14 protein-coding genes are annotated in these 16,187 nt (G+C 58.9%); 9 read left to right on the top strand and 5 right to left on the bottom strand.

Features of this window, described 5'->3' with window-relative positions:
* The first annotated feature begins 15 nt into the window (after positions 1-15).
* The 8 genes from COL8621_RS12450 (at position 16) to COL8621_RS12420 (ending at position 9,654) form a co-directional block, all read left to right on the top strand.
* Positions 16-213, top strand: a complete 198-nt coding sequence (locus COL8621_RS12450; protein WP_093967668.1) for a twin-arginine translocation signal domain-containing protein — start codon at positions 16-18, stop codon at positions 211-213.
* A gap of 104 nt (positions 214-317) precedes the next feature.
* On the top strand, positions 318-3,320 hold the full coding sequence (locus COL8621_RS12445) for a formate dehydrogenase subunit alpha (RefSeq protein ID WP_093967667.1): 3,003 nt from the start codon (positions 318-320) through the stop codon (positions 3,318-3,320).
* 13 nt (positions 3,321-3,333) lie between these two features.
* Complete coding sequence (gene fdh3B, locus COL8621_RS12440; protein ID WP_093967666.1) at positions 3,334-3,930, top strand: formate dehydrogenase FDH3 subunit beta; 597 nt, start codon at positions 3,334-3,336, stop codon at positions 3,928-3,930.
* Positions 3,931-4,025: 95 nt separating this feature from the next.
* A complete protein-coding gene (locus tag COL8621_RS12435) occupies positions 4,026-5,237 on the top strand; it encodes a formate dehydrogenase subunit gamma (protein WP_093967665.1) in 1,212 nt (403 codons plus the stop codon).
* Positions 5,238-5,295: 58 nt separating this feature from the next.
* Entirely contained in the window at positions 5,296-5,421 is a 126-nt protein-coding gene (locus COL8621_RS19390) for a hypothetical protein (RefSeq protein ID WP_268875516.1), read from the top strand.
* 21 nt (positions 5,422-5,442) lie between these two features.
* Complete coding sequence (locus COL8621_RS12430; protein WP_093967664.1) at positions 5,443-6,825, top strand: sigma-54-dependent transcriptional regulator; 1,383 nt, start codon at positions 5,443-5,445, stop codon at positions 6,823-6,825.
* Entirely contained in the window at positions 6,818-8,833 is a 2,016-nt protein-coding gene (locus COL8621_RS12425; RefSeq protein ID WP_207652088.1) for a sensor histidine kinase, read from the top strand. Before COL8621_RS12430 ends, COL8621_RS12425 begins: the two co-directional genes overlap by 8 nt.
* Before the next feature lie 56 nt (positions 8,834-8,889).
* On the top strand, positions 8,890-9,654 hold the full coding sequence (locus COL8621_RS12420) for an SDR family NAD(P)-dependent oxidoreductase (protein ID WP_093967662.1): 765 nt from the start codon (positions 8,890-8,892) through the stop codon (positions 9,652-9,654).
* Between the two features lie 15 nt (positions 9,655-9,669).
* Here the strand turns inward: COL8621_RS12420 and COL8621_RS12415 are convergent, their stop codons facing one another.
* A complete protein-coding gene (locus COL8621_RS12415; protein WP_093967661.1) occupies positions 9,670-10,692 on the bottom strand; it encodes an NADP-dependent oxidoreductase in 1,023 nt (340 codons plus the stop codon).
* A 120-nt stretch (positions 10,693-10,812) separates the two neighbouring features.
* On the opposite strand from COL8621_RS12415, the gene COL8621_RS12410 reads away from it, so the two are divergent.
* Positions 10,813-12,444 carry a long-chain-fatty-acid--CoA ligase gene (locus COL8621_RS12410; RefSeq protein WP_093967660.1) on the top strand — a complete coding sequence of 544 codons (1,632 nt, stop codon included), beginning with the start codon at positions 10,813-10,815 and terminating at the stop codon, positions 12,442-12,444.
* A gap of 61 nt (positions 12,445-12,505) precedes the next feature.
* Here the strand turns inward: COL8621_RS12410 and COL8621_RS12405 are convergent, their stop codons facing one another.
* The 4 genes from COL8621_RS12405 to COL8621_RS12390 are packed head-to-tail and all read right to left on the bottom strand — an operon-like array spanning position 12,506 to position 16,171.
* The gene (locus tag COL8621_RS12405) at positions 12,506-13,210 is read right to left on the bottom strand and encodes an ABC transporter ATP-binding protein (RefSeq protein WP_235823855.1); all 705 of its coding nucleotides are present in this window, start codon (positions 13,208-13,210) and stop codon (positions 12,506-12,508) included.
* The gene (locus tag COL8621_RS12400) at positions 13,210-13,974 is read right to left on the bottom strand and encodes an ABC transporter ATP-binding protein (protein ID WP_093967659.1); all 765 of its coding nucleotides are present in this window, start codon (positions 13,972-13,974) and stop codon (positions 13,210-13,212) included. The genes COL8621_RS12405 and COL8621_RS12400 overlap by 1 nt, the downstream gene beginning before the upstream one ends.
* Positions 13,971-15,242 carry a branched-chain amino acid ABC transporter permease gene (locus COL8621_RS12395; RefSeq protein WP_093967658.1) on the bottom strand — a complete coding sequence of 424 codons (1,272 nt, stop codon included), beginning with the start codon at positions 15,240-15,242 and terminating at the stop codon, positions 13,971-13,973. Before COL8621_RS12395 ends, COL8621_RS12400 begins: the two co-directional genes overlap by 4 nt.
* A complete protein-coding gene (locus COL8621_RS12390; protein WP_093967657.1) occupies positions 15,239-16,171 on the bottom strand; it encodes a branched-chain amino acid ABC transporter permease in 933 nt (310 codons plus the stop codon). The genes COL8621_RS12395 and COL8621_RS12390 overlap by 4 nt, the downstream gene beginning before the upstream one ends.
* Between the last annotated feature and the right edge of the window lie 16 nt (positions 16,172-16,187).

Genomic DNA, 16,187 nt, shown 5'->3' with positions numbered 1-16,187 from the left:
AGAGGAGGACAGCCCATGGGCAAAAAATCCGAAGACACCAAGGCAAGCCGCCGCGACTTTCTAAAGCTCGCTTCGGTTTCGGCGCCCGCTGCTGCGGTTGCCGTGGCGATGACCGGGGAAACGGCCGAAGCCGCAAGCACCGACAGCGCTGGCAACAGCACGATGCAAGATACCGCGCACACGCGCGCATATTTCGAAACCGCCCGTTTCTGACGGACGATTTCACCAAATGGCCACCGGTTGCGTGACGCCCACCGGCCATCATTAGAAACGACCCAGCACAGCGGCCCTGCGCCGTATCAGCAAGGGAGGGAAAAATGCTTAGGAAGAAAACCAACGGGGTTGCGCGACGCCCCCAACGGACATCTCTTCTATCTACGATTTCCGAAACATCGGTGGACCGGCGCGGTTTTCTGCGCGGCTCGGGCCTTGCCATTGGCGGGCTTGCGGCGATTGGTGCCACCGGCGGCACGGTTACCCGTGCCGAGGCGCAAACTGCCGTCAATAACGCGGTTCAGACGGTCAAATCCGTTTGCACCCATTGTTCGGTCGGCTGCACCGTCATTGCCGAAGTGAAAAGCGGCGTTTGGGTCGGGCAAGAACCCGGCTGGGACAGCCCATTCAACCTTGGTGCCCACTGCGCCAAAGGCGCATCGGTCCGCGAACACGCCCATGGCGAACGCCGCCTGAAATACCCGATGAAAAAAGAGGGTGGAGAGTGGAAGCGCATCAGCTGGGAACAGGCGATCGACGAGATCGGCGACGGCATGATGAAGATGCGCGAAGAAAGCGGCCCTGACAGCGTTTATTGGCTGGGCTCTGCCAAGCACAACAACGAACAGGCCTATCTGTTCCGCAAGTTCGCCGCCTATTGGGGCACGAACAACGTGGACCATCAGGCGCGTATCTGCCACTCGACCACGGTTGCGGGTGTTGCGAACACATGGGGCTACGGCGCCATGACCAACAGCTACAACGATATCCACAAAAGCCGCGCGATCTTTATCATCGGCGGCAACCCAGCCGAGGCGCACCCGGTATCGCTGCTGCACGTTCTGAAGGCGAAAGAGCAGAACAACGCTCCGCTGATCGTGTGCGACCCGCGCTTTACCCGTACGGCGGCCCATGCGGACGAATATGTTCGGTTCCGTCCTGGGACTGACGTGGCGCTGGTTTGGGGTATTCTGTGGCACATCTTCGAAAACGGTTGGGAGGATAAAGAATTCATCCGCACCCGCGTTTGGGGGATGGATCAGATCCGCGAAGAAGTGGCCAAGTGGAACCCCGAAGAAGTTGAGCGCGTCACCGGCACCCCCGGTAGCCAGCTTGAGCGTGTGGCCCGCACCATGGCCAATAACCGCCCCGGCACCGTGATCTGGTGCATGGGTGGCACGCAGCACACCAACGGCAACAACAACACGCGCGCGTACTGTGTGCTTCAGCTTGCGCTGGGCAACATGGGCACCGAAGGCGGCGGCACCAACATCTTCCGCGGCCACGACAACGTGCAGGGCGCAACCGACCTTGGCGTTCTTTCGCATACGCTTCCGGGCTATTACGGTCTGTCGGCAGGTGCGTGGGGCCATTGGGGCCGTGTCTGGGGCGAGGATATGGATTGGCTGAAGGGCCAGTTTGAAACCGTTACCGCCGCAGATGGCAAAGAAAAGAACCTGATGAACCTGACCGGCATTCCTGTGTCGCGCTGGATCGATGGTGTTCTGGAAGACCCTGAAAATATGGACCAGCCGAACAACGTTCGCGCCATGGTTCTGTGGGGTCACGCGCCGAATTCGCAAACGCGGATGAAGGAAATGAAAACGGCGATGGAAAAGCTGGACATGCTGGTCGTGGTTGACCCGTATCCCACCGTTTCCGCCGTGCTTCATGACCGGACCGATGGCGTTTACCTTCTGCCGGCCTGTACGCAGTTCGAAACGCGCGGCTCTGTCACGGCGTCGAACCGTTCGCTTCAGTGGCGCGACAAGGTCGTCGATCCGCTGTTCGAAAGCCTGCCTGACCATGTCATCATGGCCAAGTTTGCGAACAAGTTCGGCTGGGCCGATCGTTTCTTCCGCAACATCGAAATGGAAGACGACGAAACGCCGAACATCGAAAGCGTAACGGAAGAGTTCAACCGCGGCATGTGGACGGTCGGTTATACCGGTCAATCGCCAGATCGCATCAAAAAGCACATGGCGAACCAGCACACGTTTGACAAAACGACGCTGCAAGCCATCGGTGGCCCGGCCGACGGGGATTATTACGGGATGCCTTGGCCTTGTTGGGGCACGCCTGAAATGAACCACCCCGGTACGCCGAACCTTTACGATATGTCCAAGGCGGTTTCCAAAGGTGGCCTGACCTTCCGCGCCCGTTTCGGGGTGGAACGTGACGGCGACAACCTGTTGGCCGAAGGGGTCTATTCGCAAGGGTCGGACATTCAGGATGGTTATCCTGAATTCACCATGGCGATGCTGCGCGATCTTGGTTGGGAAAAAGACCTTACCAAGGCCGAGTGGGCCATCATCCAGGCCGTTGCCGATGGCAGCTTTACCGACGTTGATAGCCTGAATTTGGCGGATGCTGATTTCGAAGACGGTGAAACGCCGGACGCGATCGAGGCGATCTATTCCACCTCGGGCGAGGCTATTGGCAAGGTGAACTGGAAAACCGACCTTTCTGGCGGGATTCAGCGGGTTGCCATCGCGCATGAATGTGCGCCGTTCGGTAACGCGAAAGCCCGGGCTGTGGTCTGGACCTTCCCGGATCCGGTGCCGGTTCACCGCGAACCGCTTTACACCAACCGCCGCGATCTTGTGGCCGACTATCCGACCTATGAAGATAGGAAGTTCTATCGTCTTCCCACGATGTACGCATCGATCCAGAAGAACGATTTTTCCAAGGACTATCCCATCATCCTAACGTCGGGCCGACTGGTCGAATACGAGGGGGGCGGGGATGAAACCCGGTCCAACCCGTGGCTGGCCGAACTTCAGCAGGACATGTTTGTCGAAATTAACCCGCGCGATGCCAACAACCTTGGTGTGCGGGACGGCAAGCAGGTCTGGGTCGAAGGGCCCGAAGGCGGCAAGGTCAAGGTGATGGCAATGGTGACCGAACGGGTCGGCGAAGGCGTTGCCTTCATGCCGTTCCACTTTGGCGGCCACTTCGAAGGGCAGGACCTGCGGGACAAATACCCCGACGGCGCTGACCCGATCGTTCTGGGTGAATCCACCAACACCGCCCAGACCTATGGCTATGACTCTGTCACCCAGATGCAAGAGACGAAGGCGACTCTCTGCAAAATCTCGGCAGCATAAGGAGTAACAAAGAATGGCTAGAGCTAAATTTCTCTGCGACGCCGAACGCTGCATCGAATGCAACGCCTGCGTCACCGCCTGTAAGAACGAACATGAAGTGCCGTGGGGCATCAACCGCCGCCGTGTCGTGACCATCGAAGATGGCAAGCCCGGCGAACGGTCGATCTCTGTCGCATGTATGCATTGTTCGGATGCGCCGTGTATGGCCGTGTGCCCAGTGGATTGCTTTTACCAAACCGACGACGGTGTGGTGCTGCACTCCAAGGACCTGTGCATCGGTTGCGGCTATTGCTTCTATGCGTGCCCGTTCGGCGCGCCGCAGTATCCGCAGGCGGGCAACTTTGGTTCGCGCGGCAAGATGGACAAATGCACCTTCTGCGCCGGTGGCCCCGAAGAGGATAATTCGACAACCGAATTCTCCAAATACGGGCGTAACCGGATTGCCGAGGGCAAGCTGCCCATCTGCGCCGAAATGTGTTCGACCAAGGCGCTTCTGGCGGGCGACGGTGACGTGGTTTCCAGCATCTACCGTGAACGCGTCGTTGCACGCGGCTTCGGTTCGGGTGCGTGGGGCTGGGGCACCGCGTACGAAGCCAAGGCCAACAACTAATTGGCTAATTTCCGGGGCTGCCGCAACGCGGCCCCGGACCTTTTTGGGGAAAGTCCGCGCCTGTGCGCGGCAAGATATAGTTTCAGGATAATCCAATGACCCTGCACCGATTGCTTGTTGTTGTGCTTTCATTGACCGTGCTTTTCGCGCCCGCGTCTTGGGCCGAAGATGTGGCCACGGGCGTCGAAGACCCACGCGCCGCCACTGGCGGTGCTCAGACGTTGGAGGACATCCTTGCCCGTCAGCGCGGCGAAGCGATTGATGACACGTTCCGCAGCGAAAAGATCGGCGATCCAGATCACGCGGCGCGAATGACCGATCAGCTTGGCACGCTGGGGGGCGCATCCGATGCCGATATGTACCGAAGCCTTCGTTATGGTTCGGCTGAGGTTAAGGTCTCTTCCCGCTCGCCTGCGGCCGGGGTGCTTATTCAAGACGGCGGCATGGCGTGGCTGAAGTTCCGTCAGGGGCCGCTGCTGACCTATGGCGGCTATTTGTTGCTGGGCATGTTGGTCGTGCTTTTGCTGTTCTACCTTCTGCGCGGCAAAATCCGCATTGATGGAGAGCGTACCGGCGTCAAGATCATGCGCTTCAATTCGATGGAGCGATTTGCCCATTGGTTGTTGGCCGGGTCATTCATCATACTGGGCATCACGGGCCTGATTTCGCTGTTCGGGCGGGTCGCGCTTATTCCGTTGTTCGGCAAAGAAGTGTTTTCCCCCATCGCGATTGCCGCGAAGTGGGCGCATAACAACATCGCATGGGCCTTTATGGTTGGTCTTGTCTTGGTCTTCGTCTTCTGGGTGATCGAAAACATTCCAAACCGAACCGACCTTCGGTGGTTGGCCAAGGGGGGCGGGCTGTTTTCCAAAGGGGTTCACCCGCCTGCGAAAAAGTTCAACGCCGGGCAAAAGATCATCTTCTGGTCCGTGATCGTTCTTGGCGTTTCAATTTCGGTTTCCGGGTTGTCGTTGCTGTTCCCATTCCAGCTGCCGATGTTTGCCGCGACGTTCGAAAAGATGAACGCGCTGGGCTTGCCTCAGCTTGTCGGGATGGCACCACTGCCCACCGACCTTGCCCCGCATCAGGAAATGCAGCTTTCGCAAAGTTGGCACGCGATCATCGCCTTTGTCTTCATGGCGATCATCATCGCGCATATCTATCTTGGCTCTGTCGGGATGGAAGGTGCGTTTGATGCCATGGGCACCGGCGAGGTAGAGGTGCAGTGGGCGAAAGAGCATCACAGCCTGTGGTACGAAGAGGTCACCGGCGAGGCCGATGATCACGCCACCTCACCAGCTGAATAGAGTGGCGGCTTGTTCCATCGCCGCCACGGGCGCATACTACTGTTGATAGGAGAGTTTGATGAAAAGCATGATCATTGCTTTTGTCGCCATTGCGGTTCTGGCCGTCGCCGCAGACGTGGTATTGGATAACATGGGCTTTTCGACACGCGAACAAACAAGCGGGCCATCAACGCGCAACGGTTGAGCGAAAGGGCATCAGAGCACTATGAACAACCGAGAAATACCCGGCCCGGATGCCGCTGCTGTTGCTGCGGATAACGGGTTCGGAACCGGGCTTCGAAATGCTTCGATCCTTGTGGTCGATGACGAACCCGGAATGCGCAATTTCCTGGTCAAAACCCTATCGCCCCGCTGTAAGCGGATCGAACAGGCCGGCAGCGCCGAAGAGGCCTCGCGCCAGCTTGACCAGCATCATTTCGACATTGTCATTCTGGACAACGTGATGCCCGGTCAGTCGGGGCTTGATTGGCTGTCAGACCAGCGCCGCGTCGGGTTCTTCGCCGAAGCGATCTTGATGACGGCCTATGCCGATCTGGAAACCGCGATTCAGGCGTTGCGCGTTGGTGCGGCGGATTTTGTGTTAAAACCGTTTCGGTCCAACCAAATTCTGAACGCGGTGGCGCGGTGCATGGATCAGCGCCACCTGCGGCGCGAAAACTTCCTTTTGAAATACGAACTTCTGTCCGAAGACATCTCGGGCAGGGGGCGTTTGCTTGGAAGTTCTCCTAAGATCGAAGAAATTCGGCGCACGCTGGAAAAGGTCGCCCCGCTGCCAACGCCGGTGCTGTTCACGGGGGAAAGCGGCACGGGCAAGGAAATCGCGGCGCGCACGCTGCATGCCATGTCTGACCGCGCGGAAAAGCCATTCGTGCCGGTGAATTGCGCGGCTATTTCGCCCGATCAGGTCGCGAACGAATTGTTCGGCAATGTGGCCAACGCGGATGGGCGCAAAGAGGGGCTGTTCCTGCACGCCAGCGGCGGCACGCTGTTCCTTGATGAGATCGCTGAATTGCCGCTGCCGGTTCAGGCCACACTTCTGCGCGTGATCGAAGAAAACCGCATCCGCCCCGGTGGGGCCGAACGCGAGGTGCCGTTGAACCTGCGGTTTGTATTCGCCACCAATGCGGATCTTGAACAGGCGGTTGCGGAAAAACGTTTCCGCATTGATCTGTTTCACCGGATCAACGTGATGAACCTGCATATGCCGCCGCTGCGCCAGCGGGTTGGTGACATTGGCGAACTTGCGCAGATGTTCATGCAGAAACTCTCGCGTCAGTTGGGTGTGCCTGCGATGTCCTTGGCCGAAGAGGTGATCGTGAACTTTTCGCGCTATGACTGGCCCGGAAATGTCCGCGAACTGCGCAACCTTATCGAACGTTCGCTAATTTTGGGGGAGTTCCCTTCGGAATTCGCGGGGGCGGGCGATGTTCCTGACGCCGAAGAACATGTAGAGGCGCTTCATCTGGTTGAACGGCGCCACATACTTTCGGTGCTGGAAGCCTGCGATGGCAACCGCGCCGAAGCAGCCCGCCGGTTGGGCGTGTCGCGCAAAACCATCGACCGCAAATGTGCCATGTGGAATGCCTAAGCACCGGCGCTCCAACGACCGGGCGCTTGGCTTTCCCCGCACGGTTCGCTTTCGCCTGCTGCTGATTGCGCTGTTGCCAATGCTGGTTGTTCTGCCGTTGCTGTTGGGCACCACGGTCGCCAACTGGGTGCGCCGCTTTGATGAGCTTTCAATCGCGAAGGTGAACAGCGAACTTACGATCGCACATCAGCATCTTGCCGGTATCTTGGAAACCCGCGGGGCCGGAATTGTTGCGCTTGGCCAGTCCGGGGCGTTTGAACGGCGCATCGCGGCACAAGACAACGCGGCTGTCGCTGTTTTTCTGGATCAGAAGCGGGCCGAACTTGGGCTCGATTTTCTCTATTTTATGGAGCGCGGGGGGCGAGTGACATCGTCGCCGCATGTGGGCAATCCGGCAGGTCTTGAAAAATGGCCTGTGGTGCAAGCCGCGCTTTCCGGTTCGCATAGGGCAGAGATTGATATCTTCGAAGCCAGCGATCTGGCGCAATTCAGCCCGGCCTTGGCCGAAAGGGCCAGCTTTGCGTTGGTGCCGACCGAAGCCGCTGTGCCGACCGAACGCAGCGAAGAAACTCGTGGCATGATCGTGCACGCCGCCGCCCCGGCCGCTGGGGGCGCGTTGGTTGGCGGGTTGTTGTTGAACCGCAACCTTGGCTTCATCGACACAATCAACGATCTGGTCTATCCGGCGGCCAGCCTGACCGAAGGCAGCCAAGGCACCGCGACCCTTTTTCTAGAGGATGTGCGGATCAGCACGAACGTGCGCCTGTTCGAAGATGTCCGCGCCTTGGGCACGCGGGTATCTGCAGTGGTGCGCGCGGCGGTCTTGGACGAAGGGCGCGTCTGGCTGGATCGCGCCTTTGTGGTGAACGACTGGTATGTTTCGGCCTATGAACCCATCGTCGATAGTTATGGCAAACGCGTGGGGATGCTCTATGTCGGGTTCCTTGATACCCCCTTTTTCGAGGCTAAGCGGCAAACCGTTCTGACCATTGCGATCGCGTTTTTCCTTATCGTTCTTGCCTCTGTCCCGATCTTTTTGCGGTGGGCCCGCGCCATTTTCAGCCCGCTAGAGCGGATGACAGCAACCATCGCCCGGGTCGAAGCGGGCGACTTGGGCGCACGCAGTGGCGTGGACAGCAGCGATGATGAAATCGGTCGCGTCGCCGCGCATCTGGACACGCTGTTGGACCAGCTTCAGGAACGCGATCGCCGTCTGCGTGACTGGGCCGAAGCGTTGGAAAGCCGTGTGGCCGAACGCACGCATGATCTGCAAGAAGCTAACAAAGAGTTGGAGGTCACAACCCGGCAGCTGATCGTTTCCGAAAAGCTGGCCGCGATTGGCGAAATCACCGCCGGTGTTGCGCATGAAATCAATAACCCCGTTGCCGTGATTCAAGGAAACCTAGAGGTGATCCGCGATGAGCTTGGCGAAGGCGCAAAACCGTGGAAAACCGAATTCACGCTGATCCAAGAGCAGATCCAGAACGTGAATATTCTGGTCAGCAAGCTTTTGGAATTCGCCCGCCCGGAGGAATACGCGGGCACTGTCGAAGGTTATAACCCTGATGATGCGGTGCGCGATAGCGTGCCGTTGGTGCATCATCTGTTGACCAAGGGCGACATCGAAATCGTGTTGAACCTGTCGTCCCAACAGACGGTTTCGATGAACCGGACAGAGCTTCAGCAGGTACTGGTCAACCTATTCGTAAATGCCATTCAGGCGATGGAGGATGGTGGGGTGTTGACCGTCGCAAGTCGCGATATGCCGCGCGGGGAAGCGCCGGGTGTGCTGATCGAAGTGACGGACACAGGGGTGGGCATGCAAGACACGGTTCTGAAACGCGTGTTTGATCCGTTCTACACCACCAAGCGCAGCGAAGGGACGGGGCTGGGCCTATCGATCAGCCGCAAACTGATCGCGCGTGTCGGCGGCGACATTACTGCGGAAAGTACGCCGGGCAAGGGCACGACATTCTTGATTTGGCTTCCGGCCCAAGGGCGGCCTTAGGTTTGCTTTTGACCGACCGCTGAAAATGGCTAGTGTGGCGATATCAAGCGGGGGAAATGAAATTGGATTTCGCAAATAAGGTTGCAGTGGTCACTGGCGGTGCGGGCGGTATCGGGCACGCGATGGCGCGACGCTTTGCCGATGCGGGGGCCAAGGTGGTGCTTGCGGATTTAACCGACGATACGCCAGCGATGCGCGAAAATCCGTTCTCAGCCCGGTTTTTGCGGGCCGACATTTCGACCGAGGCCGGCGTCTTGGCGATGTTACGGGATGTCGAGGCGCATGAGGGCGCGGTTGATATCTTCGCCTCGAACGCGGGTATCGCGCAGCGGATGGATATCACCGCATCCGAGGATGACTGGCAGCGCATGATGAACATCAATTTGATGAGCCACGTCTGGGCCGCGCGCCATCTTGTGCCGCAGATGGCCGAACGGGGCGGGCAGTTTATCGTCACAGCCTCTGCCGCCGGTCTGCTGAACGAGGTGAACAGCATCGGCTATGGCGTAACGAAACACGGCGCGGTGGGTTTTGCGGAATGGCTGGCCTTTCACTATGCCGATACGCCCTTGCAGGTGTTTTGCCTGTGCCCTGAAGGCGTGCAAACCCCATTAATCGAAGAGGCCGATTACTTAAAGCCGCGCGCCGTGACGCCCGCACTTGTGGCCGACAAGGTCATCGCCGCGATGAAGGAACAGCAGTTCATGATCACCACGCATGACAGCACCCTTAAAGGGTTGGCCGTGAAGGCCAGCGATTATGACAAATTCATCGGGTACATGGCCAAGGTTTCGGCCGACGAAAAGGCGCGAGGCGGTTAGCCCCGCGCCGATCCCTTAGCTGATTTTGACGATCTGTTTGCCCTTGTTGCCGCCCTTGAGCATCCGAAGGAAGGTTTCCGGCGCGTTTTCAAGGCCTTCGGCGACATCTTCCAGATAGGTGATGCTGCCGTCAGCCACATGCGGCGCGACCTCTTTCAGGAAGTCAGGGAAGCGGTCAAAGTGATCTGAGATGATGAAGCCGTTGATGCAAAGACGGTTCACCAGCACATTGCGCCAGACACGCGGCAATTGATCCGTCGCAGAGGTTTCGGCCCCTTCATACCACGCGATCATGCCGCAAAGGGGAATGCGCCCGAACGTGTTCATCAGGGGCAGGGTGGCCTCTAACACTTTGCCGCCGACGTTTTCGAAATAGATGTCCACCCCGTCCGGGGCTTCGGCGGCAATGGCCTTGCGCAGATCGCGGGCGGTGTCATAGGCGCGGTGATCAACACAGGCGTCAAAGCCGAAGGTTTCGACCGCCTGTTTGCATTTGTCAGCACCGCCCGCGATGCCCACGACACGCAGCCCACGCAACTTCGCCAGCTGCCCGACCATCGACCCAACAGGGCCAGTGGCCGCCGCAACGACAAGCGTTTCACCCGCTTTGGGTTTGCCGATTTCGGTCAGCCCGTACCATCCAGTAAAGCCCGGCATCCCCATCACACCAAGCGCGGTGGTTGCGGGGATGGAGGGGTCAAGCTTGCGCAGGTGGGTCGCCGGAAGGCAGCCATGAGTGGCCCAGCCGAGCATCCCGAACGCGGTGTCCCCGGGTGCAAATCCCGGCGCGTTTGAGGCAATGACCTCTCCTACGGCGCCAGCCTCCATCGTGGCGCCAACAGCAACCGGGGTGGCGTATGATTTCGCGTCGTCCATCCGCCCGCGCATGTAGGGGTCAAGCGACATGTGGGTGATACGAACCAGCACCTCGCCGTCGGCTGGGGTGGGGATCGCGACCTCTTCTAGTCGGAAGTGTTCCAATCCGGCGGCACCGGCTGGCCGGCTGGCTAGAACCACCTGTTTCATCATGTCTGCCATGGGTGAATGTCCCTATTTCAAGAATCTTGTTTCATCGACGTATCATCTTTGCGATGCTGCAAAAACAGAATTACATTTCGCAGTGTAAAACGCACGTTGCCAAGGCTAGGGAGGAAGCTGATGCAGGGAATGATGATGAACCGACCGTTGTCGATCATCGACATCTTAAGATACGCGTCTGAAACACATCCACGGGGGGAGATCGTTTCAGTACGCACCGAAGGGGATGTTCACCGCACCAACTATCGTGAAACCATGGGCCGCGTCGGGCAGCTTGCACATGCGCTAAAGGCGATGGGGATAGAGAAGGGGGACCGGGTCGCGACGTTGGCGTGGAACGGGTATCGGCACTTTGAGCTTTACTATGCGATTTCGGGTATCGGGGCTGTGTGCCACACGATCAACCCGCGCCTGTCGGCTGAGCAGCTGATCTATATCACGCATCACGCCGAAGACCGGGTGCTGTTTGTTGATACAACCTTTGTGCCGCTGATCGAAGCGCTGGCTGACAAGTTGCCGCCAAATATGCGCTATGTGTTGATGACCGATCGCGAGCATATGCCCGACAGCAAAGTGTTTTTCCATTGCTACGAGGAGTTGTTGGAAGGGTGCCCCGCGGAATATGACTGGCCCACCGTGCCCGAAGATTCCGCCGCAGGTCTTTGTTATACGTCCGGGACGACGGGCCATCCAAAAGGGGTGCTGTATTCGCAGCGTTCCACTGTGCTGCATGCGTTCACGATTGCGGTGACGCAGGACGGAAGCCTGAAAGAAGCGTCGCGCCTGTTGCCCGTGGTTCCGTTGTTCCACGTTAACGCCTGGGGCTTGCCCTATGCGGCACCGTTGACGGGGGCGTGTCTGATTTTCCCCGGCCCGGCGATGGACGGCAAATCGCTTTATGATCTGATGGAGCGTGAAAAGGTGTTTTCCGCGTGGGGCGTGCCGACGATTTGGTTGGGCCTTCTGGGCGAAATCAAAGAACGTGGCCGTAACCCCGAAGGTTTCGGAGAGGTGATCATCGGCGGCTCTGCTGCGCCACGCTCTATGATCGAAGCGTTCGAAAAATCGGGTGTCACGGTTTGCCACGCATGGGGCATGACCGAAATGAGCCCCGTGGGCACCGACGGCGGGCTATCAAGCGACATGAAAGCATTGCCGTTTGACGACCAAATCAAGCTGAAGATGACACAGGGCCGCCGGGTGTTCGGTGTGGACCTGAAAATCGTCGACGATGCGGGCAACCGCCTGCCGCATGATGGCGTCGCCGTGGGAGAGTTGTTCGTGCGCGGTAATGCCATCGCAAGCGGCTATTTCAACAACGAAGAGGCCAGCAAGGCCGCCGTTGACCCAGAGGGGTGGTTCGGCACCGGTGACATCGCGTCGATCGATGCGGACGGGTTCCTGCGTCTGCAAGACCGGGCGAAAGATCTGATTAAGTCCGGGGGGGAATGGATCAGCTCCATTGATCTGGAAAACATCGTGATGGCGCATCCGGATGTGGCAAGCTGCGCGGTTATCGCGGTGCCTCATCCGAAATGGGATGAACGCCCGCTTCTTTGTGTCGTTCCCGCCGGTGAGCGAAAGCCGCCGAAAGAAGAGATGGACAAGATGCTGTTGGAACATGTCGCCAAATGGCAGCTGCCTGATGATGTGGTGTATCTGGACGCCTTGCCCTTGACCGCCACGGGTAAGGTTTCAAAGCTGACACTGCGGCAACAGTTCGCGGATTATAAGCTTCCCGACGCTGTTTGACCCCTGAACGAAAGACGCCCCCAGTCGAAGGATAGGGGGCGTCATAGGGCGAAGCGGGGTGTTAAACCTCCAACCACTCGCGCCTGACATCTTCGCGTTCGCGAAATTCGTCGGGCGTGCCTGACCAGACCATTTCCCCATGCCCCATCACGTAAACGCGCGCGGCAATGCGCAGGGCGATGGAAAGCTTTTGTTCCACCAACAAAATCGCAACACCGGCCTTGGCGATTTCGGCAATGGTATCGCCAACCTGATGAACGATCTTGGGGGCCAGCCCTTCGGTGGGTTCGTCGATGATGATGAGGTCAGGATCACCCATTAGCGTGCGGCACATGGTTAGCATCTGCTTTTCCCCACCCGACAGAACGCCCGCCGGATTGTCGGCGCGGGCTTTGAGGTTGGGGAACATTTCCAGCATCTGCTCAATCGACCAGCGGCCGGGCGTTTTCATGTCTTTGATGCCCAGCACAAGGTTTTGGCGCACGGTCATCGTGGGAAAGATGTCGCGGTTTTCCGGCACATAGCCAAGGCCAAGATGCGCGATGCGATAGCTTTCCAGCCCTGCAATTTCCTGCCCCTTGAACTTGATCGAACCGCGCGGGGCGACTTCGCCCATGATCGCCTTGGCGGTGGTTGATCGGCCAACGCCATTGCGGCCCAGAAGGGCGATAACTTCGCCCGGCATGATTTCCATGTTCACGCCGCGCAGGACGTGGCTTTTGCCGTAAAACGCGTTCAGGTCGCGGACTTCAAGCATCGGTTCCATCAGGCCACCCCTTCCAGATTTTCATCGCCCAGATAAGCCTCGCGCACACGGGGATCGCCGCGAATTTCTTCGGGGCGCCCCGTCGCAATAATCTCGCCGTAGACCAGAACCGAAATGCGGTCGGCCAAGCCGAACACCACGCCCATGTCGTGTTCCACGATGATCAGAGTTTTGCCTTCTGTCGCCTTTTCGATCAGCGCGACAGCGCGGTCGGTTTCCGAATGGCTCATCCCGGCGGTGGGTTCATCCAGCAAGATCACACCGGCCCCGCCCGCGATGGTGATCGCGATTTCCAGGGTGCGTTGATCGGCATACGGCAGCAGGGCAGCGGGAAGGTTGGCTTTGTCGATCAGGCCGACATGTTCCAAGATCGCGCTGGTCTTTTCCTGCACTTCGCGCAGGTTCCCGACGTTGCGCCAAAAGCTGTATCCATGGCCCATCGAATACAGCACACCGCAGCGCACGTTTTCGCGCACTGTCATGTTGGTGAACACGTTCGACACCTGAAAACTGCGCGAAAGGCCGCGGCGGTTAACCTCGTGCGGTTTCATGCGCGAGATGTCTTGCCCGTTCAGTTCCACGCTGCCGCTGGTCGGCCAGAACTGGCCCGAGATCAGGTTGAACAGCGTGGATTTGCCCGCGCCGTTCGGCCCAATGATCGCGTGGCGTTCGCCCTTTTCAATCTCTAGGTTCACGCCTTGGATGATCTTCGCGGGGCCAAAGCTTTTGTGCAGGTCGGTAAGTTTCAGTGCGGGTGCGGTCATGCGCCTGCCTCCTGTTCGTCACGCGCCAGATGGCGCAGCAGGCCCAGCCCCACGATCAGCGGAACGATCACCAAGGCCCATGTCAGCGGGCTTCCGGGTGTCAGGTGAAGGCCGAAAGGTTCAAACACTTCGCCATAGCCGTTGGATTTGCGCACGGCGACTTCGACCAAGACGATTACGCCGACCATTGCGATCGCAATGGCAACAACGCGCGCCGCCCATGTTTTCAGATAGGCCATTCCGGTTGCGCGCGTTCCGTTCCAAAGCCCGGCCACGATTCCGGCAAGGCCGTTGGGTGCGTACATCACGATGGTGATGAACAGCAGGCCCAGATACAGCAGCCATGCTTCGGTAAAGTCCGACAGGTTTGATTGCATATAGGTCAGCACAATCGCGCCAAGTACCGGCCCCGCGAAATACCGCGCGCCGCCCACATAGGTCATGATCAGCACAAAGCCGGATGGCAGTAGCGACAGCGCCTCGGGCGTGAAAATTTCATAGTTCACGGCCGACATGCCGCCAGCCAGTCCGGCGAAGCCGCCCGCGGCGATGAACACAAGATACCGCACGCGGGTTGGGTCATAGCCCACGAATTCCACCCGCTGCGGATTATCGCGCGTCGCTTCGGACATGCGGCCCAGCGGGGTGCGGGTGAAGGCAAAGATCAGCAGCGCGGCCAGCACCGTCCAGAAGGCGATGAACCAGTACACCTCGCCGATGGGGCCAAGGGACAGGCCAAACACCTCGGGCCCGTTCATGCGGTCGCCTGAAATGCCTTCCTCGCCCCCGAAGATAGAGCCGAACATGAACCCCATCGCGGCGATCAATTCGGCCACCCCAAGGGAAATCATGGCAAAGGCCGTGCCTGCGCGGCGGCAAGACGGCCAGCCAATTACGGCCCCCGCCAGCGCCCCGCCTGCAAAGCCGACCAGCGGCATGGCGAAGACAGGGACGCTTCCCCAAAACCCGCCATCGGCGTTTTCGATCATGCCCATCGCGTGCAGCGCGGCGTATCCGCCAAGGCCAAAGTAAACCGCATGCCCGAACGACAGCAGCCCGGCCCGGCCCAGCAGCATGTTATAGCTAAGCGCAAAGACGATGTTGATGCCAATCGCGTTCAGCAGGGAATAGGCCGACCGTGATGGGCCAAACAGCGGGATAAGCACCGCAACGGCCGCGAACAGCACGAAGGGCAGCACGCGCATGCGGAACTTTTGCGCGTTCGATGGCGCAAGGTTGGCGAAGTTTTCAGTTGCCATATCGCTCATATGTCACGGTCCCCCATCAGGCCGCGTGGGCGGACCATTAGAATGAGGACAAGCATCAGGAACGGCAGCATCGGCGCGAGGGATGCGATGGTGATGCGCCCGACCTCGGTTGTTTCGCCAAGGCCCAGCCAGCCAAAGATGTCGGCAAAGGACGCGTCAATCGAAACGGCAAAGGTTTGCAGCAGACCAAGCAGCAGAGAGGCGATAAACGCCCCCTCTAGGCTGCCAAGTCCGCCAACGACGACCACAACAAACACGATTGGCCCAATGGAAATGGCCATCGCTGGGTCGGTCACCAGATAGTTGCCGCCAATAACGCCCGCCAATCCGGCCAGCGCACAGCCAACCCCGAACACGGTCATAAAGATGCGGGGCACGTTATGGCCAAGGTGGCCAACCATTTCAGGATGTGTCAGTGCGGCCTGAATGATCAGCCCCGCGCGGGTGCGTTTCAACAGAAGCCAAAGCGCGACAAGCATCGCCACGGCGACGAACAGAATGAAAATGCGATAGGCCGGGTATTGCGTGCCATATAGGGTGAACAGAGGAAAATCGAGAAGCTCTGGCACCCGATAATCGACAGAGTTGCGCCCCCAGATGATTTTGACGACCTCGTCGATCAGATAGGCAAGCCCGAAGGTGAACAGCAACTCGGCGACATGCCCGTTGGCGTGTACCTTGCGCAGGCCCCATCGTTCGGTTGCCGCCCCGACAAGCCCCACCAGAATGGGGGCAAATATCAGCGCCAGCCAAAAGCCACTGACCGAACTGATCGTGTAAGCGAAATACGCGCCCAGCATGTAAAAGCTGGCATGTGCGAAGTTCAGAACGCCCATCATTGAAAAGATAAGCGTCAGGCCGCTGGACAGCATGAACAGCAACAGGCCGTAAATCACACCGTTCAAAAGCGAAAAGACAACGGTTTCCATCTGTCCCCCTATGGAA

This window comes from Actibacterium lipolyticum (assembly GCF_900184935.1).
Classification (GTDB): Bacteria; Pseudomonadota; Alphaproteobacteria; order Rhodobacterales; family Rhodobacteraceae; genus Actibacterium_A; species Actibacterium_A lipolyticum.
This window is presented reverse-complemented; position numbering and strand designations above follow the sequence as displayed.

Excerpts from the sequence above, each read along its gene's own strand:
- COL8621_RS12430 (WP_093967664.1), top strand. The coding sequence starts at position 5,443 with ATGAACAACCGAGAAATACCCGGCCCGGATGCCGCTGCTGTTGCTGCG.
- COL8621_RS12445 (WP_093967667.1), top strand. The coding sequence starts at position 318 with ATGCTTAGGAAGAAAACCAACGGGGTTGCGCGACGCCCCCAACGGACA.
- COL8621_RS19390 (WP_268875516.1), top strand. The coding sequence starts at position 5,296 with ATGAAAAGCATGATCATTGCTTTTGTCGCCATTGCGGTTCTGGCCGTC.
- COL8621_RS12390 (WP_093967657.1), bottom strand. The coding sequence starts at position 16,171 with ATGGAAACCGTTGTCTTTTCGCTTTTGAACGGTGTGATTTACGGCCTG.
- COL8621_RS12415 (WP_093967661.1), bottom strand. The coding sequence starts at position 10,692 with ATGGCAGACATGATGAAACAGGTGGTTCTAGCCAGCCGGCCAGCCGGT.
- COL8621_RS12425 (WP_207652088.1), top strand. The coding sequence starts at position 6,818 with ATGCCTAAGCACCGGCGCTCCAACGACCGGGCGCTTGGCTTTCCCCGC.
- COL8621_RS12450 (WP_093967668.1), top strand. The coding sequence starts at position 16 with ATGGGCAAAAAATCCGAAGACACCAAGGCAAGCCGCCGCGACTTTCTA.
- COL8621_RS12400 (WP_093967659.1), bottom strand. The coding sequence starts at position 13,974 with ATGACCGCACCCGCACTGAAACTTACCGACCTGCACAAAAGCTTTGGC.
- COL8621_RS12395 (WP_093967658.1), bottom strand. The coding sequence starts at position 15,242 with ATGAGCGATATGGCAACTGAAAACTTCGCCAACCTTGCGCCATCGAAC.
- COL8621_RS12405 (WP_235823855.1), bottom strand. The coding sequence starts at position 13,210 with ATGGAACCGATGCTTGAAGTCCGCGACCTGAACGCGTTTTACGGCAAA.
- COL8621_RS12435 (WP_093967665.1), top strand. The coding sequence starts at position 4,026 with ATGACCCTGCACCGATTGCTTGTTGTTGTGCTTTCATTGACCGTGCTT.
- fdh3B (WP_093967666.1), top strand. The coding sequence starts at position 3,334 with ATGGCTAGAGCTAAATTTCTCTGCGACGCCGAACGCTGCATCGAATGC.
- COL8621_RS12410 (WP_093967660.1), top strand. The coding sequence starts at position 10,813 with ATGCAGGGAATGATGATGAACCGACCGTTGTCGATCATCGACATCTTA.
- COL8621_RS12420 (WP_093967662.1), top strand. The coding sequence starts at position 8,890 with ATGAAATTGGATTTCGCAAATAAGGTTGCAGTGGTCACTGGCGGTGCG.